The organism is Actinomadura vinacea, assembly GCF_039532545.1.
GTDB classification, from domain to species: Bacteria; Actinomycetota; Actinomycetes; order Streptosporangiales; family Streptosporangiaceae; genus Spirillospora; species Spirillospora vinacea.
Genome location: NZ_BAAARW010000011.1, coordinates 47,805 through 69,240, shown reverse-complemented (window position 1 = coordinate 69,240; position 21,436 = coordinate 47,805). Strand labels below are relative to the sequence as shown.

Annotated in this window: 13 protein-coding genes and 1 pseudogene; 3 read left to right on the top strand and 11 right to left on the bottom strand. The window is 70.1% G+C overall.

What is annotated here, in order from left to right; all coding sequences use genetic code 11:
• Window positions 1-29: 29 nt before the first annotated feature.
• The 5 genes and pseudogenes from ABD340_RS12050 to ABD340_RS12030 form a co-directional block, all read right to left on the bottom strand.
• Window positions 30-3,926: a vitamin B12-dependent ribonucleotide reductase gene (locus ABD340_RS12050; RefSeq protein WP_344588882.1), complete on the bottom strand. Its 3,897-nt coding sequence runs from the start codon at window positions 3,924-3,926 to the stop codon at window positions 30-32.
• Window positions 3,927-4,054: 128 nt separating this feature from the next.
• A complete protein-coding gene (gene nrdR / locus ABD340_RS12045) occupies window positions 4,055-4,528 on the bottom strand; it encodes a transcriptional regulator NrdR (protein WP_344588881.1) in 474 nt (157 codons plus the stop codon).
• A 231-nt stretch (window positions 4,529-4,759) separates the two neighbouring features.
• Window positions 4,760-5,167: pseudogene (locus ABD340_RS12040) on the bottom strand (serine hydrolase); the annotation flags it as partial.
• Window positions 5,168-5,225: 58 nt separating this feature from the next.
• Window positions 5,226-6,767: an MFS transporter gene (locus ABD340_RS12035; protein ID WP_344588880.1), complete on the bottom strand. Its 1,542-nt coding sequence runs from the start codon at window positions 6,765-6,767 to the stop codon at window positions 5,226-5,228.
• 106 nt (window positions 6,768-6,873) lie between these two features.
• The gene (locus ABD340_RS12030) at window positions 6,874-7,236 is read right to left on the bottom strand and encodes a LysM peptidoglycan-binding domain-containing protein (RefSeq protein WP_344588879.1); all 363 of its coding nucleotides are present in this window, start codon (window positions 7,234-7,236) and stop codon (window positions 6,874-6,876) included.
• 207 nt (window positions 7,237-7,443) lie between these two features.
• Between ABD340_RS12030 and lexA the strand changes: the two genes are divergently transcribed.
• Window positions 7,444-8,142: a transcriptional repressor LexA gene (gene lexA, locus ABD340_RS12025; protein WP_344588878.1), complete on the top strand. Its 699-nt coding sequence runs from the start codon at window positions 7,444-7,446 to the stop codon at window positions 8,140-8,142.
• Between the two features lie 194 nt (window positions 8,143-8,336).
• Here the strand turns inward: lexA and leuS are convergent, their stop codons facing one another.
• Entirely contained in the window at window positions 8,337-10,847 is a 2,511-nt protein-coding gene (gene leuS, locus ABD340_RS12020; RefSeq protein WP_344588876.1) for a leucine--tRNA ligase, read from the bottom strand.
• Window positions 10,848-11,198: 351 nt separating this feature from the next.
• On the opposite strand from leuS, the gene ABD340_RS12015 reads away from it, so the two are divergent.
• Together ABD340_RS12015 and ABD340_RS12010 are read left to right on the top strand one after the other, a co-directional pair.
• Window positions 11,199-11,807, top strand: coding sequence for a lytic polysaccharide monooxygenase auxiliary activity family 9 protein (locus tag ABD340_RS12015; protein WP_344588874.1), 609 nt, complete (start codon window positions 11,199-11,201; stop codon window positions 11,805-11,807).
• A gap of 154 nt (window positions 11,808-11,961) precedes the next feature.
• On the top strand, window positions 11,962-13,503 hold the full coding sequence (locus tag ABD340_RS12010; RefSeq protein ID WP_344588873.1) for a long-chain-fatty-acid--CoA ligase: 1,542 nt from the start codon (window positions 11,962-11,964) through the stop codon (window positions 13,501-13,503).
• A gap of 37 nt (window positions 13,504-13,540) precedes the next feature.
• Here ABD340_RS12010 and ABD340_RS12005 read toward each other — a convergent pair whose 3' ends face one another.
• The 5 genes from ABD340_RS12005 to ABD340_RS11985 all read right to left on the bottom strand — a co-directional run bounded on the left by ABD340_RS12005 (window position 13,541) and on the right by ABD340_RS11985 (window position 20,888).
• Window positions 13,541-15,676, bottom strand: coding sequence for a glycosyltransferase family protein (locus tag ABD340_RS12005; RefSeq protein WP_344588872.1), 2,136 nt, complete (start codon window positions 15,674-15,676; stop codon window positions 13,541-13,543).
• Window positions 15,677-15,823: 147 nt separating this feature from the next.
• Entirely contained in the window at window positions 15,824-17,071 is a 1,248-nt protein-coding gene (locus tag ABD340_RS12000; RefSeq protein ID WP_344588871.1) for a cytochrome P450, read from the bottom strand.
• Between the two features lie 112 nt (window positions 17,072-17,183).
• Window positions 17,184-18,080 carry an alpha/beta fold hydrolase gene (locus ABD340_RS11995; protein WP_344588870.1) on the bottom strand — a complete coding sequence of 299 codons (897 nt, stop codon included), beginning with the start codon at window positions 18,078-18,080 and terminating at the stop codon, window positions 17,184-17,186.
• 73 nt (window positions 18,081-18,153) lie between these two features.
• Window positions 18,154-19,419, bottom strand: a complete 1,266-nt coding sequence (locus ABD340_RS11990) for a class I SAM-dependent methyltransferase (RefSeq protein ID WP_344588869.1) — start codon at window positions 19,417-19,419, stop codon at window positions 18,154-18,156.
• A gap of 101 nt (window positions 19,420-19,520) precedes the next feature.
• Window positions 19,521-20,888 carry an FAD-binding oxidoreductase gene (locus ABD340_RS11985; protein ID WP_344588867.1) on the bottom strand — a complete coding sequence of 456 codons (1,368 nt, stop codon included), beginning with the start codon at window positions 20,886-20,888 and terminating at the stop codon, window positions 19,521-19,523.
• Window positions 20,889-21,436 lie beyond the last annotated feature (548 nt).

Genomic DNA, 21,436 nt, shown 5'->3' with positions numbered 1-21,436 from the left:
TCTTGCCGTCTCCCCGCTCCGACCCGTTGTCAGCTGCAGCCGCTGGTGGAGCCGCAGCCCTCGCAGACGTAGCAGCTGCCGGCCGGGCGCATCTTCGTGCCGCAGGTCAGGCACAGCGGCGCGTCGGCGGTACGGCCCTGGCGGCTCTCGATGACCTCCATCGACGAGTGCGCCTGCGGCGCGGCGGACGGCTCCGCCGCCGGGCGGCTGATCTCCGCCGTCTGCGCCAGGCTCTCCCGGTCGATCTGGTCGTCGTGCTGCAAGCTGGCCGGGTCCTCCCCGTTGACCTGCATCGCCCGCTCCTTGGCCGACAGGATGCCCAGCTCCGCGCGGGTCTCGTACGGCAGGTGGTCCAGCGCCAGGCGGCGGAAGATGTAGTCCATCATCGAGGTCGCCATCCGGATGTCCGGATCGTCGGTCATCCCGGCCGGCTCGAACCGCATGTTGGTGAACTTCTCCACCCACGTCTCCAGCGGCACCCCGTACTGGAGGCTGATGGAGATCGCCATGGAGAAGGCGTCCATGACGCCGGCCAGCGTGGAGCCCTGCTTGCCGAGCTTGAGGAAGACCTCGCCGACGCCGTCGTCGGGGTAGGACGAGGCGGTCATGTAACCCTCGGCGCCCGCGACGGAGAACCGGGTGACGGTCGCCGGACGCTGCTTGGGCAGGCGCTTGCGGACCGGCCGCGGCACCGCCGCGGCCTCGGCCGGAACCTCCTCGGCCTTGGCCTCCTCCGCCTTCTTCGCCACCGACAGCGGCTGCCCGACCTTGCAGTTGTCGCGGTAGATCGCCAGCGCCTTCAGGCCGAGCTTCCAGCCCTCGAAGTACACCTTCTCGATGTCCTCGATGGTGGCCTTCTCCGGCATGTTGACGGTCTTGGAGATCGCTCCGCTGAGGAACGGCTGCGTCGCCGCCATCATCCGGACGTGCCCCATCGGGCTGATCGCCCGCTCGCCCATCGCGCAGTCGAACACCTCGTAGTGCTCGGGACGCAGGCCGGGGGCGTCCACGACATGGCCGTGCTCGGCGATGTACTCGACGATCGCCTCGATCTGCTCCTGCTGGTAGCCCAGCTTCACCAGGGCCCGCGGCACCGTGAGGTTGACGATCTGCATCGACCCGCCGCCGACCAGCTTCTTGAACTTCATCAGCGCCAGGTCGGGCTCGATGCCGGTGGTGTCGCAGTCCATCATCAGGCCGATGGTTCCGGTGGGGGCGAGCAGCGAGGCCTGCGCGTTGCGGTAGCCGTGCCGCTCGCCGGTCTTGAGGCAGTCCTGCCACTGCTTGGTGGCGGCGGTGTGGATCGCCTTGTCGATCTCGTCGAGCGTGCGGATCTCGTCGTTGGCGGCGGCGTGCTTGCGCATCACCCGCTTGTGCGCCTCGGCGTTGCGGGCGTACCCCTCGTAGGTGCCGACCACGCCGGCCAGCTCCGCCGAGCGCCGGTAGGCCACGCCCGTCATCAGGGACGTGATCGCGGCGGCCAGCGACCGGCCGCCCTCGGAGTCGTAGGCGTGCCCGGTCGCCATCAGCAGCGCGCCCAGGTTGGCGTACCCGATGCCCAGCTGCCGGTAGTCGCGGGTGGTCTGCGCGATCTTCTCGGTCGGGAAGTCGGCGAAGGTGATCGAGATGTCCATCGCGGTGATGATGATCTCGGTCATCTTGACGAACTTCTCGACGTCGAAGGCCCCGTCCTCGCGCAGGAACTTCAGCAGGTTGATGCTGGCCAGATTGCAGGACGAATTGTCCAAACTCATATATTCGGAGCAAGGGTTACTTGCTGTGATACGTCCGGACTCGGGGTTGGTGTGCCAGTCGTTGATCGTGTCGTCGTACTGGATGCCCGGGTCGGCGCACTCCCACGCCGCCTTGGCCATCAGCCGGAACAGCTCCTTGGCCCGGATCTTCTCCACGACCTCGCCGGTCAGCCGGGCGCGCAGCCCGAACTCGTCGTCGGACTCGACCGCGCGCATGAACTCGTCCGACACCCGGACGGAGTTGTTGGCGTTCTGGTACTGGACGCTGCCGATGTCCCTGCCGCCCAGGTCCATGTCGAAGCCGGCGTCGCGGAGCGCGCGGATCTTGTCCTCCTCGCGCGCCTTGGTCTCGATGAAATCGGCGACGTCGGGGTGGTCCACGTCCAGCACGACCATCTTCGCGGCCCGCCGGGTGGCGCCGCCGGACTTGATCGTCCCGGCGGAGGCGTCGGCGCCGCGCATGAACGACACCGGCCCGCTGGCGGTGCCGCCGGACGACAGCAGCTCCTTGCTGGAGCGGATCCGGGACAGGTTGAGCCCGGCCCCCGAACCGCCCTTGAAGATCACGCCCTCTTCCTTGTACCACTCCAGGATCGACTCCATCGTGTCGTCCACGGAGAGGATGAAGCAGTTGTGGACGCGGAGGTTGCCGGAGAGGTACTCCCCGCTCTCGGTCTGGATGTCGTAGACGTCCATCGGACCGAGGTCCTCGATCCGGTCGATCTCGAGCCGCTTGGTCTGCTTGGCGGCGAGTCCCGGCTTGGCGAAGCTCTCGTGCAGCTTGAGGGACTTGGCCGGGTCGACGAAGCCGATCTCGTCGCAGAAGATCCGCCGGTCCCCGGCGGTCTGGACGCGGAGCGTCCAGCAGGGCTTCTGGTCCGGCCGGTTGGGCTTCTTGACGCCCACCCGCGAGTAGATCCCGAACCGGAGTAGCAGCCGCTGCATGCCGCGGATCAGCTTCTCGGAGATCATGTCCACCTCGACGACCGTGGACCGCTCCCGCTCGGAAACGAACCCTTCGGCCTGGAAGACGCTCCGCAGGTAGGCCGCGACCACCGGCAGTGGAGCCGTAAACAGGCGCGGCGGGACGACCATGTCGACACCGCGCGCACGCAGCCCCCAGGCCTCGACGAAGTCCTTGAGGACGGCCCCGTAGAGACGGGTGCGGCGGCAGTCCAGCCCGGCGTCCTGCGTCTCCACGGAGCGCTCGTGTCGGTGGACGTCCGGAAAGACGATGTTCAGCTGGCGGTTCACCCATTCCCGCTCAGCCTCGGTGACCGTCATCGCCTCGACGGTCAGCGACCGGTTCGTGCCGTGCTCGTACTGCCCGACGAACCCGTCGGACTGCAGCCAACCGGCAAGGGCGGCCTCGGCCATCTCGGCCGTGGTGATCTCAGCCTCGCCGTACGAGTCACGCCGGTGCCATTCGAGCTTGTCGCCGACCTTGAGCTCACCTGCCGGGACGAACGCGCCGTACTGCTCGTCGCTCGCCTTCCAGACCAGGTGGTCGGCCGTGACGTCCAGCGCGTAGCCCGCCTTGGTGTGCACGCGGAGCACGTTCTTGACGCCGTTGGCCTTGGTGGCGACGATCCGGGTGAGGCCGTCCGCGTCGTACACCTTCGTGCCGACCGCGTTCTGTTCGACCAGCCGACCGATCGGGATCAACCCTGCGGGCGTGCTGACCAGCGAATCATATGGCTGGCACGCCGAGACCTGCTGCGGGGACTTGGTGCCGACGTTGAACCAGACCGGGGAGTTGAAGCTGAACAACTGGTGGACCAGTGCGTACTTCAGTTCGTGGTCGAAGACCTCGGCGTCCTGCTCGGAGGCGAAATAGCCGTTGGCGAGGCCGGTGTCGGTGTACATGCGGACGACCCGGTCGACCAGTTGCTTGAGGCTCCATTCCCGCTGCGGGGTGCCGACCGCGCCGCGGAAGTACTTGGACGCCACGATGTTGACGGCGTTCACCGACCAGAAATCGGGGAATTCGACGCCGCGCTGCTCGAAGTTCACCGAGCCGTCGCGCCAGTTCGTCATGACGACATCGCGCCGCTCCCAGCGCAGTTCGTCGTACGGATGCACGCCGGGCGTGGTGAAGATGCGCTCGATCTTGAGCCCCTTGCGGACCCCCTTGCCGCGCCGGGATGCCGAGCCGCTCACCGTCTCCGTCATGCCTTCCCCCTCTCGGGCCCTCGCCCCGGGCCCTGTTCAGGACAACCGCGCCCGGCGGCCGGGTCATCCCGGCCGCGGGCTCTTCTTCTGTGCTGATCTGCTGCTTTGACCTGCTGCTCGATCCGCCCTCAGCGGGGCGGGGCGGGCTCCCCCGAGGAACCTCTCGTGCGCAGCGACTCGATCTCCCGGGCGAAGTCGTCCAGCGACTCGAAACTCCGGTAGACCGACGCGAACCGCAGATAGGCGACCTCGTCGAGCTCGCCGAGCGGTCCCAGAATGGCCAGTCCGACCTCGTTCGAGGGGATCTCCGCGGCGCCGGTCGCCCGGACCGCCTCCTCCACCCGCTGCCCGAGCTTGGCCAGCGCATCCTCGTCCACCGGGCGGCCCTGGCAGGCCCTGCGCACCCCGGCGATGATCTTTTCCCGGGAGAACGGCTCGGTGACCCCGCTGCGCTTGGCCACCATCAGGAGCACGTTCTCCTGTGTGGTGAATCGCTTGCCGCATTCCTGGCACGAACGGCGGCGCCTAATGGCCGACCCGTCGTCGGTGGAGCGGCTGTCGATCACTTTGGTGTCGGGGTTTCGGCAGAACGGGCAGTGCACGCGTTCCCCTCCTTCCCCTTGCACCCAGAAAACCAATGACCACAAGAACACAACTTATGGTTAATGACATTCATGTGACCACTAGATGTTGTGGTCAACCGTACGAGGATCCGGGGGCACGCGCAACCTGGACCGCACCCCTCGCACGTAGACCCTGGTCACATCGAGCCTCCCGCGCCCCGTCGGGCGTGTCGGCCACAGCCACCACCAAAACACCACAAACCACTCGCGTCAGCGCGGCAGGACGAGGGCCGCGATCTCCTCGACGGCGCCCGCCTCCAAGGGGTTGAAGCGGTTCTTGGTCACCGCGAACGCCGTCCCCGTCGCCGGGTCCGCGAACGCTGCGCTCCCGCCGATGCCCGGCATCCCGAACACCCCCGGACGGTCCGGCCCGAGCGGCCCCAGCGGGTATCCCAGCGCCCACGTCGCCGGGGAGCCCATCACCTCGTCCACGCCCTCGAAGGCCGGGGCCGACAGCTCGCGCAGCCGCTCCGGCGACACCAGGCGCACCCCGTCGACCTCGTCCAGCAGCGCCGCGTACACGCGGGCCACCGCGCGGGCGGACAGGCACCGGCCGCCACCTCGGCGATCGGCTCCCCATGCCGGTACACCGACACCTGCATCCCGGTCTCCGTCCCGGTTTCGATCATCCGGTCGACGGCGTCCTGAATTCTCTTCTGCAGCATGGCGGCACCTCTCACTTGATCAGGGCAGGTTCGGGCTCTGGCCGATCCTGGACGGGCTCCGCGCCGATCGGCGGCACGCGGCGAAGCATCACGGCCATCAGGACGGCCATGCCCGCCAGCAGGACGGCGCAGGCCAGCGCGACGACGTGCAGTCCGCCCGTGAACGCGGTGCGGGCGGAGTCGAGCAGCGCGTCCCGCGCCGGGCCCGGCAGGCCCGCCGCGGCCGAGACGGCGCCGGACAGGCTCTCCTTGGCCTCTCCCGCACCCGCCGGAACCTCCACCCGCGCGCGGTACAGGGCCGTGCCGAGGCTGCCCAGGATCGCGATGCCCAGCGCGTAGCCGAACTCGCCGCTGGTCTCGTTCAGCGCCGCGGCCGAGCCGGCCTTCGCCGGCGGCACGGAACCGACGACCAGATCGGTGGCCAGCGTGACCAGCGGGCCGCCGCCCAGCCCGATCAGCGCCCAGCCGGCGATCAGGGTCGCCGGGCCGGGCTCCGTGCCGACCTGGGTGAGCGCCAGCAGCCCGCACACCGACACGGCCAGGCCCGCGGCGATGAGCGGGGCGGGACGGAACCGGCGGGCCAGCACCGGCGACACCTGGAAGCCCACCATGTTCGCGGCGAGCGCGGGCAGCATCCACACCGCCGCGCGCAGCGGCGACAGCCCCTGGACGAGCTGCAGGTGCTGGGTCAGCAACATCATGATCGAGCCCATCAACAGGGTCGCCGCCATCATCCCGGCCAGCGCCGCGCAGAACTCCCGGTCACCGAAGAGGCGCAGGTCGATCAGCGGATCGCCGAGCCGCCGCTGCCGCCGGACGAAACCCGCGCCCACCAGCACCCCGGCCACCGCCGCCGCCACCGGGAGCGGCTCCGGGCCGCCGCGGGCCAGTTCCTTGAGCCCGTAGACGATCGGCAGGATCGCCGCGAGCGACAGCAGCACGCTGGCCAGGTCGATCCGGCCCGCGCCCGGCTCGCGGCGCTCGGGCAGCAGCACCGGGCCGAAGACCAGCAGCAGGACCATGGCGGGCACGCCGATGAGGAACACCGACCCCCACCAGAAGTGCTCCAGCAGCATCCCGCCGGCGATCGGCCCGAGCGCAGCGCCGCCCATGAAGCAGCCCATCCACACGCCGATCGCCAGCGACCGCTGCCGCGGATCGCGGAACATCGTGCCGATCAGCGACAGCGTCGAGGGCGCCAGGGCGGCGCCGGCGACGCCCAGCAGCGCCCGCGCCGCGATCAGCATCCCGGGGCTCGTCGCGTACGCCGCCGCCACCGACGCGACGCCGAACGCGGCCGCCCCGGCCAGCAGCAGCCGGCGGCGCCCGATCCGGTCGCCCAGGCCGCCCATCGTGATCAGGAACCCGGACAGCAGGAAGCCGTACACGTCCATGATCCACAGCTGCTCGGTCGCCCCGGCGCCCAGCTCGGCGCTCAGCCGCGGGAGCGCCAGCAGCAGGACGAAGACATCGATCGACACCAGCAGGGCGGCCAGGGCGAGCACGCCCAGCCCCGCCCATTCACGCCGTCCCGCCCTCGCGGTCGCGTCCATGAGACCCTCCTCCGCGGCGCCCCCGTCGGGCGCCTTTCGCGAGGAGGTCGGAGCGGGCACACGGATCTCTACACACCCGCGCGGCATTCTTTGCCGGCGGGCGGGGTCAGCGGGCGGGCATGCGCAGGTGCTGGCCGGGCTGGACGATCGCGTCGGACAGGCCGTTGAGATCGGCGATGCGGCGCACCGTGACCCGCGGGTCGCCCTCGGGATCGTCGCGGCGGGCGATGTCCCACAGCGTCTCGCCGGGCTCGACCACCACGGTCTCGCCGCGCCCGGACGCGCCCTCGGGAGGCGCGCCGCCGCCCGCCCCGCCCGCGTTCGCGCCGAGCGCCGCCGTCAGCCAGAACAGCACCAGCAGCACGGCGGCGATGAATCCGATCAATACGGCGCGGCCCCTCCGGGTCAGCCGCAGCGGCGGCTCCGTGGCTTTCCTTCCGGAATGTCGCCCGTTGAGCGAACCCGCCATCTCGGCCCTCCCTGGATCAAGCCGTGAACCCGAACCGCACGTTCTACTCGAATACATTTTCGATCGAACGCCTGTACGATGTTGTACAGCACGGAGACGACGAAACGCGAGTACTTTCTTCGAACAATTGTTTGATCATCGGCTCCGGACGCGATAGCGTGCCATGACAAGGAGTGACGGATCCCAGCGCCGGGGAGGCGACGAGCGATGAGCAAGGTCCGGGAGCTGCCCGACGGCCCGATGGACGAGAGCGGGCTCACCCAGCGGCAGCGCATGGTGCTCGAGGTGATCCGCGACTCCGTCCAGCGCCGCGGCTACCCGCCGTCCATGCGCGAGATCGGGGAAGCGGTCGGGCTGACCAGCACCTCCAGCGTGTCGCACCAGCTCCGCGCCCTGCAGCGCAAGGGCTTCCTGCGCCGCGACCCCAACCGGCCGCGCGCGGTCGAGGTCCGGGTGCCGGGCGCCACCCCCGTCCGCACCGAGGACGAGGCCTACGAGGCCGCCGCGACCGCCGACACCTCCACCCGCCCGGCGCCCGCGTACGTGCCGCTGGTCGGCCGGATCGCCGCCGGCGGCCCGATCCTGGCCGAGGAGGCGGTGGAGGACGTCTTCACCCTGCCCAAGCAGCTGGTCGGCGAGGGCACCCACTTCCTGCTCAAGGTGACCGGCGACTCGATGATCGACGCCGCGATCGCCGACGGCGACTGGGTCGTGGTCCGCCAGCAGCCGGTGGCCGAGCAGGGCGACATCGTCGCCGCCATGATCGAGGGCGAGGCGACGGTGAAGACGTTCAAGCGCCGTGACGGCCACATCTGGCTGATGCCGCAGAACCCGGCCTACGAGCCCATCCCCGGCGACGAGGCGTCCGTGCTGGGCCGCGTCGTGGCCGTCCTCCGCAAGATGTGATCCGCACGCTCCCCGCGCGGACGGCGGCCCGGAAACCCGGGCCGCCGTCCGCGCGGACGGCGGCCCAGCGCCCGAGCGGGCACGGTGGGAGGACGGTCAGGAGGACGCCGGTGCGCCCCTGGCACCTGCCACCGGGGGCACCGACTTCCTGACCTGGCGGAAAGCGGGCGCCGCGCCCGTGGCGCGTGCGCGGGTCAGGCCGGGACGATGTTGACGATCTTCGGGGCGCGGACGATCACCTTGCGGATCTCCCGCCCGCCCAGCGCATCCTTGATCTTTTCCGAGGACAGCGCCAGGCTCTCCAGCTCGCCCTCGCCGATCCCCGGCGCGACCTCCAGCCGGTCGCGGACCTTGCCGGCGACCTGGACGACGCAGGTGACCGACTCCTGCACCAGCAGCGCCGGGTCGGCCGCGGGCCAGCCCGCGGTCGCGACCGGGGCGGTGCGGCCCAGCAGCTCCCACGCCTCGTCCGCGGTGTACGGCGCGAACAGCGACAGCATGATCGCCATGGTCTCGGCGGCCTCCCGCACGGCCGGGTCGGACCCGCCGGGCCCGCCGTCGATCGCCTTGCGGGTGGCGTTGACCAGCTCCATGATCCGCGAGATCGCCACGTTGAACCGGCGCACCTCGACCAGCGCGGTGGCCTCCTCGACGGTGCGGTGGGTGACCCGGCGCAGCTCGTCCGAGCCGGCCGCGGGGTCGGCGCCGACCGGGGCGGTGACCTCGGTGGCGATGCGGTGCACCCGGGACAGGAACTTGGACATGCCGTGCGGCGACACGTCGGCCCAGTCGATGTCGTCCTCGGGCGGGCCGGAGAACAGCATGGCCAGCCGGACGACGTCGACGCCGAACCGGTCGATCTGCTCGCCCAGGTCGACCATGTTGCCCAGCGACTTCGACATCGCCTTGGCGTTCAGGATGACCTGGCCCTGGTTCAGCAGGCGGGTGAACGGCTCGGTGAAGTCCACCATGCCCATGTCGTACAGGACCTTGGTGAAGAACCGGCTGTAGAGCAGGTGCAGGATGGCGTGCTCCACGCCCCCGGTGTACTGGTCGATGGGCATCCACTTGCGGACCTGCTCGACGTCGAACGGGCCCTCGGTGTAGCCGGGCGAGCAGTAGCGGAAGTAGTACCAGGACGAGTCGACGAAGGTGTCCATGGTGTCGGTGTCGCGCTTGGCCGGACCGCCGCACTTGGGGCAGTCCACGTTGACCCAGCCGGACGCGGCGGCCAGCGGCGAGGCGCCCTTGGGCGCCAGGTCGGCGCCGCGCAGGTCGTCGGGCAGCCGGACGGGCAGCTGGTCGTCGGGCACCGGGACCTCGCCGCACGCCTCGCAGTGCACGATCGGGATCGGGCAGCCCCAGAAGCGCTGGCGGGAGAGCAGCCAGTCGCGCAGCCGGAAGTTGACCGCGGCCCGGCCCAGGCCCTTCTCGGCCAGGATCTCGGTGATCCGGGCGATCGCGTCGGCCTTGGCCAGACCGTCGATCGGGTCGGAGTTGACGATGCGGCCGTCGCCCGCGGTGGCCACGCCGGTCTCGGCCGGGTCGGGCTCGCCGGTGTCGACGACCACCCGCACCGGCAGGCCGAACTTCAGCGCGAAGTCCAGGTCGCGCTGGTCGTGCGCGGGCACCGCCATGATCGCGCCATGGCCGTACTCGGCCAGCACGTAGTCGGAGGCCCAGATCGGGATGCGCTCGCCGTTGACCGGGTTGATCGCGTACCGGCCCAGGAAGACGCCGGTCTTGTCGCGCTCGGTGGACAGCCGCTCGATCTCGGACTCGCGGGAGACCTCGTCGCGGTAGGCCTCGAACGCGGCGCGCTCCTCGGGGGCGCAGATCTCCTCGGCCAGCGCGGCGTCGGCCGCGACGACCATGAACGTCGCGCCGTACAGGGTGTCGGGACGGGTGGTGTAGACGGTGACGGGCTCGTCCCGGCCCTCGATGACGAAGTGGACGTCGGCGCCGGTGGAGCGGCCGATCCAGTTGCGCTGCATGAGCAGGACCCGGTCGGGCCACTTGCCCTCCAGCTGCTTCATGTCGTCCAGGAGCCGGTCCGCGTAGTCGGTGATCTTGAAGTACCACTGGGTGAGCACGCGGCGCTCGACCAGGGCGCCGCAGCGCTCGCAGTGGCCGCCGACGACCTGCTCGTTGGCCAGCACGGTCTGGTCGTTGGGGCACCAGTTGACCTGGCCGCCCTTGCGGTAGGCCAGCCCGCGCTCGTAGAAGCGCAGGAACAGCCACTGGGTCCACCGGTAGTACTCGGGGTCGGAGGTGTGCAGCCGCCGGGACCAGTCGAACGAGGGGGCGTACCGGTGGAACGAGGCCGCCTGGGTCTCGATGTTGGCGTAGGTCCACTCGGCGGGGTGGGAGTCGCGCTTGATCGCGGCGTTCTCGGCGGGCAGGCCGAAGGAGTCCCAGCCGATGGGGTGCAGGACGTTGTAGCCCTTCTGGAACCAGTAGCGGGCGATGACGTCGCCGATGGCGAACGCCTCCGCGTGCCCCATGTGCAGGTCGCCGGAGGGGTAGGGGAACATGTCGAGCGCGTAGCGACGCTCCCGGCCGTCGGCGTCCTCGGCGGCCTCGAACGGGTCCAGCTCCGCCCAGCGGGCCTGCCACTTGTCCTGAACCGCGCGCGGGTCGTACCCGTCGCCGGAGGCGGACGGGCCTCCCGCCGGCGCGTCGCGGAAGGTGTCGTCGCTGCTCACGGTCGCTACTCCACTGGTCCTGTCGGTACGGGGTGCGGCCCCGTGCCCTGACATGTCCGTGCCTTGAAAAGGCGATGCCCTGACATGAAAGGACCCCTCGCACCAGGAGGGGTCGCCGCGCCGGCCTGCTGGCGGTCAGCGCGGCGGGCTGAGAAGCAGCCGGGTCCGCATACAGCAAGACTAGCGCAGGGGCAAGGCCCCCCGCTGGCCCGCGGGACCGCGGCCGGGCGCGGGTTTGGGCCTTGACGGGTGCACGGGAGGTCGTTCAGCCTGTCATTGACAGGAAGGTTTCCTATTAGTAGGAGCCCTCGCCGATCCCCGACCCCGTCCCCCCGCCAAGGAGGATCGCGCATGTCCAGTACATTCCGCATGCCTGGAAAGAAGGGCCTCGTCCTGGCCGCGGCCGCCGGGCTCGGCCTGCCGCTCGCCGTCGCCGCTCCCGCCCTCTCCCACGGCTACACCACCTCGCCCCCGAGCCGGAGTTCCCTGTGCAACACCGGGCAGGTGCAGAACTGCGGCGCCGTCCAGTGGGATCCGCAGAGCATCGAAGGCCCCAAGGGCTTCCCGCAGGCCGGCCCCGCCGACGGCAAGATCTGCGCCGCCGGTGACAGCCGATGGGCTCCGCTGGACGACCCGCGCGGCGGCCAGTGGCCGGCGGCCAGGCTGAACAGCGGCCAGTCGTTCACCTTCACCTGGAAGCTGACCGCCGCGCACGCCACCACGTCCTTCCGCTACTTCATCACCCGCAACGGCTGGAACCCGGCCCAGCCGCTCACCCGTGCCGCCCTGGAACCGCAGCCGTTCCTCACGCAGAACTACGACGGCCGGCAACCGCCCTCGAACGCCTCGCACCCCGGAAGGCTCCCCGCCAAGCAGGGCCGCCACCTCATCCTGGCCGTCTGGGACATCGCCGACACCGGCAACGCGTTCTACCTCTGCTCGGACGTCACCTTCGGCTGATCCCGCCCCCGGCCCCGGCCCGGTCCCGCCCCGTCCCGTCCCCCGTTCGGGGTATGGCGCGGGGCGTTCCGGATACAGGAGGATGAGCGCAACCGTTTGTACACTCGCCGGTAACAACCGGCCGGGTGGCCAGCAGCCCCGTGCGAGGAGTGCCATGCTCAACCTCTCCGTCCTGCTCGAGGACGCCGCGCGCAAGACCCCCGACCGCGACGCCGTCGTCTTCGGCGAGATGCGGCTGTCCTACGCACTGATCGAGACCGTCGCGAACCAGGTGGCGAACCTCCTGCGGGATCGCGGTATCGGCCCGGGCGACAGGGTCGCGCTGTCGTGCCCGAACGTCCCGTACTTCCCCATGGCCTACTTCGGGATCCTCAAGGCGGGAGCGGCCGTCGTCCCGCTGAACGTGCTGCTCAAGCCGCGCGAGATCGCCTACCACCTGGACGACTCCGGCGCCAGGGCGCTGTTCGTCTTCGAGGGGACGCCGGAGCTGCCGCTGGGCGAGATGGGCCGCGCCGGTTTCCAGGACGCCGCGGGCTGCGAGCACCTGTTCCTGATGACGGCCGACCCGGGGGCGGCCGAGTCGCCGTACCCGGACGCGGAGCTGTTCTGGCCGGCGCTGACCGGCATGCCCGGCACCATCGACCCCGCGCCGACCGGCGCCGACGACACCGCGGTGATCCTCTACACGAGCGGGACCACCGGGCGGCCCAAGGGCGCCGAGCTGTCGCACTCCAACATGCTGATGAACGCGTTCGTGTCGGAGGCGATGTTCGAACGGCGCGAGCACGACGTGCTGCTCGTGACGCTGCCGATGTTCCACGCGTTCGGGCAGTCCTGCGTGATGAACGTGGGCCTGCGGCGCGGCGCCACGCTGGTGCTGCAGCCGCGCTTCGAGGCGGCGGAGGCGCTCAGGCTGATGGCCCGGGAGAAGGTCACGCTCTTCGCCGGGGTGCCGACGATGTACTGGGCGCTGCTGTCGGACCCGGGCACCGTCCCGGCCGAGGAGGCGGCGGCCGCCCTGCACACCTGCGTGTCCGGCGGGGCGTCGCTGCCGCTGGAGGTGCTGAACGGCTGCGAGGCCAAGTTCGGCGTCAAGATCCTGGAGGGCTACGGGCTGTCGGAGACCTCGCCGGTGGCCTCGTTCAACCAGCTGGACCGTCCGACCAAGCCGGGCTCGATCGGCACCCCGATCTGGGGCGTGGACATGAAGCTGATCGACGACGAGTGGAAGACGGTCGAGGGCGAGGGCCCGGGCGAGATCGCGGTCCGCGGCCACAACGTGATGAAGGGCTATTACGGCCGCCCGGAGGCGACCGCGGAGGTCGTCCGGGACGGCTGGTTCCGCACCGGCGACATCGCGCGCCGCGACGAGGACGGCTTCTACTTCATCGTCGACCGCTCCAAGGACCTGATCATCCGCGGTGGGTTCAACGTGTACCCGCGGGAGATCGAGGAGGTGCTGATGACCCATCCGGCGGTGTCGCTGGCCGCCGTGGTGGGGGTGCCGCACGACCGGCACGGCGAGGAGATCAAGGCGTACGTGATCCGCGAGCCGGACGCCGAGGTGACCGAGGACGAGCTGCTCGCCTGGGGCCGGGAGAACTTCGCGGCCTACAAGTACCCGCGGATCGTGGAGTTCCGGGACGACTTCCCCATGACCGCCACCGGCAAGATCCTCAAACGCGAGCTGCGGTGACCGCGCGAACGGCGACGGTCGATGAGGGCGGGGACGTTCAGAAGAGGATGTGCTCCTCGGCCATTCCGTAGTGGGCGACGCGGGCGTCGGCGAGCAGTTCCAGGTCGCTGGGCTGCCAGGTGTGCCGGTCGGGGTCGGCGTGCCGGATGGTGATGAACGAGTAGCGGTCGGCCGCGTACACCTGCACCCCGTCCTCGCGGAGCCGGTGGAACAGGTCGGTGTCCTCTCCCCTGCCGACCTCGGCGAAGCGGTACTCGCGCAGGAGGTCACCCTCGGCCAGGAGCGCCCCGCCGCGCAGGACGTTCACGTAGCGGTGCTCCAGGCCGGGGTGGCGCAGGACCATGGCGTCGATGGATTCCAGGTGCGTGTAGTGCGCCAGCTTCCCGACCACCGACGCCTCCGTGTAGGAGAAGGCCGGAACGAGATCGGAGACGTAGTGCGGGCCGTACAGCTCGTCGTCGTCCATCTTGCCGATGTACGCGCCGTCCGCGGCCTCGATGCCGAGGTTGAGGCACTCGCCCAGGGAAAGGGAGCGGTCGGCGGGCAGCGCCACCACATCGTCGAGGCCGGCCGTGCGGGCCTGCTTCTCCACCTCGGACGGGTCGACGTCGATGCCGTGCAGCACCATCACCAGTTGCAAGGGCCGCCAGACCTGCCGGGCCGCGTGCTCGATGGCCTGGGCTATCTGCTCTGCCCGGCAGGTCGGCAGCACCAGCGAGACGAGCGGCGGCGCCGAAGGCGTCGCGGCCGGCCGTGAGGGCTTGAGGGTCTCCAGGACGGTGTCGATCCGGTGCCGGTAGGTGTGCGCCGCGTGAACGCGACGCAAGGCGAGATGTGCCTGCCGGTCGCGCATCTCCGGGCCGGCGAGCAACGCCGGTAGGAGCCGGGACGCGTCCTGGACGTCGCTGACGGCAGGGCCGAATTCCACATGGCCGTCCTGCTCGCCAGGCTCCTGCTCTCGCGGCGCGACGTGAACTATGGGAATGCCTGCGGCCGCCGCCTCGTATGCCAGGCGGGGATGGGGCGCGAGCAGGACTTGGTAGCGCTTGCGGGCCGTCAGGGCCTTTTCGTACGGAAGTGCTGGGACGACCCTTTGGCGGTAGAGGGCAGGGAATCCCGTCCCCTGGAAATGTGCTCCGAGCTTGGGCGCGGGGCCGAGCAGAGGCTCCGCGCCGGCGTCGTACTCCCCTTCGTACAGGAGCGGGTACCTGCCTTGGTCCTCGGCTCGTACGGGATGGTGCAGGCGGGGCTGTGCAGCGAACGGCAGGACATGGACGCGGTCGTGGCCGAGGGCTTCGCGCAGCTCGGGCACGCGCGCGGCGTCCGCGGTGAAGACCTGGTCGAAAAGCCCGGCGACGTCGCCGGGGACGCCCGCCCCTTCTCCGGTGCCGGTGTCCCAGAGCACGGTCGGGACGCCTCGTTCACGGCACCATTCAACCGGCTCCTCCACCGGGACCGCGATGCCGTCCCCCGTTCCGGCCTCGACGAAGAGAAGGTCCGGTTCCTCGGTCTCGAACAGTTCACGCCAGTCGTCCAAGCCGAACCCCTCGAGTTGGCGCCACTCGTATCGGAGCGCTGCCTCGACGGGACCGCTCGCCAGGACGGCCGCGGTGAGCCCGGGACGGTTGACCGGGACGTCCGGGAAGTCCAACGCCGGAACCTCGTCGTAGGGCTCGGTGTCGACCACCCGAACCTCGGGGTGCTTGGGCAGCCGGGGCCGCTTCGGCGGGGCCTCGGGCGCCGGACTGGCGCGCAGCGCCCCGCGCAGCCCCCGGTACGAGCCCGGCGACAGGGGCCGCTGCCGCACCCCGCCCAGCGCCGTGCCGAGCCGGTTCCAGCGCCGCCGCCGCAGCACCTCGGCCTGCCATTCGGCCTGGTCGGCGCGGTGCGCCTCGGTGGCCCTGGCACGGTCGGCCTCGCCGAGCCGATGGGCCGTGTCGGCCAGTGCGCTGCGCAGGCGGGCGATCTGCCGCTCGCGTTCGTCGCGCTCACGCTCCGCTTCGGCCAGTTGCAGCCGCAGCCCCTCGGCGACGGCGGCCAGCCGGTCCGTCCGCGCCTTGTGGGCCGTGCGGGCCCCGTCCCGGGCGGCGGGTGCGCGGCGTGGCGGCGGAGCCGACACCGACGCCGGCGCGGGCCCCGACTTGGGAACTGACGCGGAGTCGGTCTCGGTCATAGAGCACCCCCAACGGCAAAGGCTCCAACCCGACCACGCTAGTCCCCGCCGTTATCGCCTCCCAACGCTCTCGCCAGGCCGCCACGCGTTGTTCATCCGGACGTCGGATTGCGCACGGCCGGATCGCGGTGGTTCGGCGTGTCGTGCTCAGTATGTGTAGGGAAGTCGTTTGATGCCGTTGATGAAGCTGGACTCCAGGCGGTCCGGCTCGCCGGCCGCGCGGATCTCCGGGAGGCGCTTCAGCAGCTGCCGGAACATCACGGTGATCTCGCGGCGGGCCAGGTGGGCGCCCAGGCAGAAGTGCGGGCCGGGGCCGCCGAAGCCGACGTGCGGGCTCGCGTCGCGGGTGATGTCGAACCGGTCGGGGTCGGTGAAGACGGTCTCGTCGCGGTTGGCCGACCAGTAGTACAGGACGAGCTTGTCGCCCTCCTTGACCTCGTGGTCGTTCAGCATGGTGTCGCGGGTGGCGGTGCGCCGCATCCAGATCACTGGCGAGACGTACCGGACGAGCTCCTCGACCGCGCCCGGCATCCGCGCCTCGTAGTCCTCCACCAGCAGCGCCCGCTGGTCGGGGTTGCGGGTGAGCAGGTCCAGGCAGTGCGCGATGGCGTTGCGGGTGGTCTCGTTGCCGGCCACCACCAGCAGGATGAAGAACGAGCCCAGCTCCTGGTCGGACAGCGACTCTCCGTCGATGTTGGCGCTCACCAGGGCCGAGGTGAGGTCGTCGGCGGGCTCGGCGCGGCGCCGCCGCCCCAGGTCCTCCACCAGGTCCTTGAGCGTCTGGCCCGCGGTGAGCAGCGCCAGCACCAGCTGCTCGGGGTCGGCGTTGGGGACGAATTCCGGATCGTTCCCGGCGAGGATGACGTTGGTCGCGTCCAGGACGGTGCCGTAGTGCTCCTCGCCGATGCCCATCAGATCGCAGATGATCTTCAGCGGGAGGCGGGCGGCCACGTCCGCGACGAAGTCTCCGCTGCCGCGGCCGGCGGCGACGTTCTCGACGATCCCGGCGGCGACCTCCTCCACCTTGTCCTCGAACCGCTGGATCATGCGGGGCGAGAAGGCCCGGGACACGATCCGCCGGATCTTGGCGTGCCGCGGATCGTCCATGTTGATCATCGATCCGAAGTATTCGTGCATGTCGCCCGGCATGTCGGGGATGTTGATGGCGCCCCTGCCGGAGCAGAAGTCCTGCGGACGGCGGGAGGCCTCCACCACGTCGGCGTGCCGGGTCAGCGCGTAGAAGCCGGGGCCGCGCGGCACGACCACGATGTCGGGCTCCTCGAAGCGCATCAGGCGCGGCTCCCCGCGCAGCGTCTCGAAGGCCTCGTGCCGCTGGTCGAGCGGCCGGCGCCAGAACTCCCAATCCGTGAGGTCGATGTCTTCGGCCTTGAGCATCGCGCTGCCACCGCCCCGCAACTAGAACATCATTCAGTTACCTGCACCATCTCAGAGCCGGACGGCGGAGAGCGGGCAAGATCCACTGGAGTGACCCACATCACGGGCCCGGTCACCCCGCCAGCCAGTCAAGGATGCGGGCGTTGACGTCACCGGGCCGCTCCACCTGCATGAAGTGACCGACCCCGGGCACGCACTCCACCCGCGACCCCTCCGGCAGATGCGCCAGGACCGCCGAAACGTCACCGCCGGGGACGACGACATCCGCTCCCAGGCACCCGTCGTCGGCACCGTGCAGATACAGGACGGGACGCTCCCCCTTGGCCGACACCGCCTCCTGCTCGGCGGCATAACGCTCGACGTGGCGCGCAGGGTCGAACATCGCACGGTAGTAGCCGATCGCCGCGCCGAGGTTCTCCGGAGTCCCCAGGCACGCCATGACGTGGTCGACGTCCACCGCGCGCGCTTGCGCCCCGTGGCCGGGAGACCAGTCCCGCCACAGCCCGTCGACGAAATCCCGGTTCCACGCCATCTCGGCCAGTGGCGTCTGGAACAGGAACATGTAGAACGACCGCTTGAGCTGCTCGTAGCCGAAGAAGCCCTCCATCAGCGCGTTCAGCGGCGGCACCGCGATCGTGACCACCTTGCTCCACAGCTCCGGCGCGTGCGCGGCGGCGCCGTAGGTGGCGAACGCACCCCAGTCATGACCGATGACGACCGCGTCGGAGCCGCCGCCGAGCGCCCCGTGCAAGGCCACGGCATCGGCGGCCAGGGCCCCGGTCTGGTACACGCCGTCGTCCGGGACCTCTGTCGGCGCGTACCCGCGCATGAACGGCGCCACCGCGCGGTACCCCGCCCCGGCCAGCTCTGGCAGCAGCTCACGCCAGGTGTACGCCGAATCCGGAAATCCGTGCAGGCACAGCGCGAGCGGCCCGTCCTCCGGCCCCGCCGCCAGATACCCGAACTCCAGACCGTTCGCCCTGACCGTTCCGCGTGCCGGCTCCGCCATGACCCCTCCTCGAAGTAAGGGAGCCATTATCCCCACGAAAGGCCCCGCGGACGCGGGGCCTTTCGGGAGACGTTCACGAACCCCAGTCGGGCCGCAGCGGCATATGCGCGTTCCCGTCCGAGTCCAGCCTGACGCCGAGCGTCTGGTGCAGCTGGATCCAGTTCTGCTCGAAACCGAGCCGGCAACCGGCCATGTAGACGCGCCACACCCGCGCCGTGCCTTCGCCGACCTCCGCGACCGCCTCGTCCCAGTGGTCTTCCAGGTTGCGGCACCAGCCCGCCAGCGTCCGGGCGTAGTGCTCGCGCAGATTCTCCTGGTGCCGGATCTCGAACCCCGAGTCGTTCATATTCGCCTGGATGAACCCGGGACCCTCCAGTTCCCCGTCAGGGAACACGTACCGGTTGATGAACCCGCCCGGCTTCATCGCCGGGGCGAGGTTGTCCGGACGCGTGATGGTGTGGTTCAGCATCCGCCCGCCCGGCTTCAGCTTCCCGTGCAGGAACGCGAAGTAGGAGCTGAGATTGGCCTTGCCGATGTGCTCGGTGAGCCCGATCGAGCTGACCGCGTCGAACTCCGACTCCTTCACGTCCCGGTAGTCCAGATGGCGCACCTCCGCCAGCTCGGACAGCCCCCGGTCCGCGATCGCCTTCTGCGCCCACTCCGCCTGCTGCTTGGACAGGGTGACGCCCAGCGCCTTCACCCCGTACTCCTTGGCGGCGTGCATCACCATGCCGCCCCAGCCGCAGCCCACGTCAAGCAGCCGCATCCCGCGTTTGAGGCCCAGCTTCCTGGCCACCAGGTCGTGCTTGTGGAACTGCGCCTCCTCCAGAGTCGACCCCTCCTCTGGATAACACGCGCACGTGTACGCCATGGACGGCCCCAGCACCCACGCATAAAAGGTGTTGGACACGTCGTAGTGATGCGAGATGGCCTTGGCGTCACGCCGCTTGGAGTGCCGCAGCCACGCCGGCACCCTGCTGAAAGGCGCCTCCTGCGGCGGCGGGGCCGGCCGCCTGCTCACGGCCCCGCGCAGGAGCGGATCCCGCATGACCTCCGACATCAGCCGGAACTTCGCGCCCGGAGTCACGTCGTCGAACATCTGCTGCATCGTGGACAACGCGGTGTACAGGTCCCCGCTGACGTCGAGGTATCCGCTGACGTACGCACGGGCCAGTCCCAGCGAACCGGGCGAGTGCACCAGACACGACACCGCGTACGGCGACCGTACGTCGACCCGGATACCAGCGCCGGGCACTCCCGCTCGAGACCCGTCGTACGCCGCGAACTCCACTGGCGCCTCAGGCCCGACGAGTTGCTCGAAGACCTTGGCCAGCGTCATGATGCTTCCTCCTTCTTCCCGCCCCCGTGGCAGGGGACACCGGCGTCACCACCGAGCCCCACCCGGTGGGCTCCCCCCGATACGCGGACGCCGCCGGCCGGCTAACGTCCGCGCACGCACTTGTCGTAGAGGTCCAGCAGTCGCCCGCGGGGGTCGTACGACTCCTTGAGCCGCCGATAGGTCTCCCCGTCGTAGTTGCGCCAGAACTCGTCACGGCTGTAAAAAGCAGTCGAATAGAGGGACTTGTGCCCGTCAAGGGCCGCGACCCTGCTTTCGATGAGCCGGTTGTGATATTCGGGGATCTGCCCCGGTGGAATCCGGACCGTTCCCCAGAAACCGGCATTCACGTACGTGCGGCCCTGCTCCAGCGGATACAGCGGCCAGCTTTCGCGCGCGCGCAGTGGGCACAGCCAGATCGGGCTCATCCCCACCTTCTCGTGGAAGAACTCCAGGAACTCCGGAAGCCGCTCGACCGGCACCTCGATGTCCTGAATGACGTCCTCCCTGGGACGCTGCCCCCTCCAGCGGTCCACCCGCGCCACGAACTGGAAGCGCCGGTCGTACGCGACGAGCTTGCGGTAGACGTCCGACCGCTTGGCCTTGTCCGGCCACAGCCGCCGCACCACCGGATGCTGCACTCCGAAGGCCCCCGAGCACCAGAACCAGTCGGTGTCCCAGCGCCAGATGTAGTCGCGCACCGTCAGGAAGTCCACCGAGCGCGCCTGGATGGACCGGTAGTAGATCCTCTGCCCGGTGTAGTCCGACGTGTACGGCGCGGTGTCGGCGAACGTCCCCAGGCTGATGTACTGCTCGCGGGCGCTGAAGACCGTCCCGTCCATGAAGTCGACCGGCTCGCCGTCGTACGCCCCGGCCTCGCTGATCTCCCCCATCACCCGTGCCAGCTCGGCCGCGTCCTCGAACCGCAGATGGCGCAGCCGCACGTACGGCTTCACCGGCACCAGCTCGATCTTCAGCCGCACGCTGTACCCGAGCGTCCCGTAGGAGTTGGGGAACCCGAAGAACAGGTCACGGTGCTCGTTGTCCCGCGTCGCCGTGACGACCTGGCCGTCCCCGGTGAGCACGTCCATCTCCAGCACCGCCTCGTGCGGCAGCCCCAGCCGGAACGAGGTCGACTCGATGCCCAGCCCGGTCACCGCCCCGCCGAGCGTGATCGTCTTCAGCTGCGGCACCACCGTCGGCATCAGCCCGTGCGGCAGCGTCGCGTCGACCAGGTCCTCATAGGTGGTCATGCCCTGCACGTCGGCCGTGCGCGCCTCAGGGTCCACGCTCAGCACCCGGTCGAACCCGGACACGTCCAGCCCGGGCGACTCCGACGGATCCCGCCAGCGGAAAAGGTTGGACGTCCGCTTGGCCAGCCGCACCGGCACCCCGGGCGGGATCGCCTCGTACGACCTGCGCAGCGCCTCGACCGCCCGCTGGTGATCGCCCTTGGCCAGAAGCTCCGTCATCTGCCCCTCCCGTTCCACCAGTAAAGCGAGGATCCTATGTATCTTCCACATAATTCCGGCGAGAGTGTGATCACAGGTACGTAAGGGAATAAACCCCCTTCACCATCCCACTCGACGGCCTCCTGAACGCTTCCCAGGACGCCCCCCTCCGACACCCCCAGAACCACACGGGCGCGCGCGAAACCACCGTGCCCGCCCACTTCCAACGCCTCTCCGTATTCGACCATGAACCAAGAGTGAGATCACAGTCTGCCGCCCCGGTACGACTTCCGCCTCTACCCGACGCGCCCGCGAGGTGTTCAACGACGCCCCGCGGATAAGGCGACGAGCGCGCACAGACGGGCCGCGGCACATTTCGAACCTGGTGATCAACCAAGGCGAAGAAGACGGGCACGAGCCGCAGCAGGCCCTCGCGGACCTGAACACCGCCTACCGCGACTTCTCCGGCCGCGCACCGGCCGTCACCAAGACGCGCAGGTCACCGGTTACGGTCTTGGGCTCAAGGGGTCACCGCTTCACCCACGACGCCCGGCGGGAGGCTGCGGCTG

Coding starts and splice junctions, on each gene's coding strand:
- ABD340_RS12050 (WP_344588882.1), bottom strand. CDS start 3,926: ATGACGGAGACGGTGAGCGGCTCGGCATCCCGGCGCGGCAAGGGGGTC.
- ABD340_RS12035 (WP_344588880.1), bottom strand. CDS start 6,767: ATGGACGCGACCGCGAGGGCGGGACGGCGTGAATGGGCGGGGCTGGGC.
- ABD340_RS12030 (WP_344588879.1), bottom strand. CDS start 7,236: ATGGCGGGTTCGCTCAACGGGCGACATTCCGGAAGGAAAGCCACGGAG.
- lexA (WP_344588878.1), top strand. CDS start 7,444: ATGAGCAAGGTCCGGGAGCTGCCCGACGGCCCGATGGACGAGAGCGGG.
- ABD340_RS12015 (WP_344588874.1), top strand. CDS start 11,199: ATGTCCAGTACATTCCGCATGCCTGGAAAGAAGGGCCTCGTCCTGGCC.
- ABD340_RS12010 (WP_344588873.1), top strand. CDS start 11,962: ATGCTCAACCTCTCCGTCCTGCTCGAGGACGCCGCGCGCAAGACCCCC.
- ABD340_RS12005 (WP_344588872.1), bottom strand. CDS start 15,676: ATGACCGAGACCGACTCCGCGTCAGTTCCCAAGTCGGGGCCCGCGCCG.
- ABD340_RS12000 (WP_344588871.1), bottom strand. CDS start 17,071: ATGCTCAAGGCCGAAGACATCGACCTCACGGATTGGGAGTTCTGGCGC.
- ABD340_RS11995 (WP_344588870.1), bottom strand. CDS start 18,080: ATGGCGGAGCCGGCACGCGGAACGGTCAGGGCGAACGGTCTGGAGTTC.
- ABD340_RS11990 (WP_344588869.1), bottom strand. CDS start 19,419: ATGACGCTGGCCAAGGTCTTCGAGCAACTCGTCGGGCCTGAGGCGCCA.
- ABD340_RS11985 (WP_344588867.1), bottom strand. CDS start 20,888: ATGACGGAGCTTCTGGCCAAGGGCGATCACCAGCGGGCGGTCGAGGCG.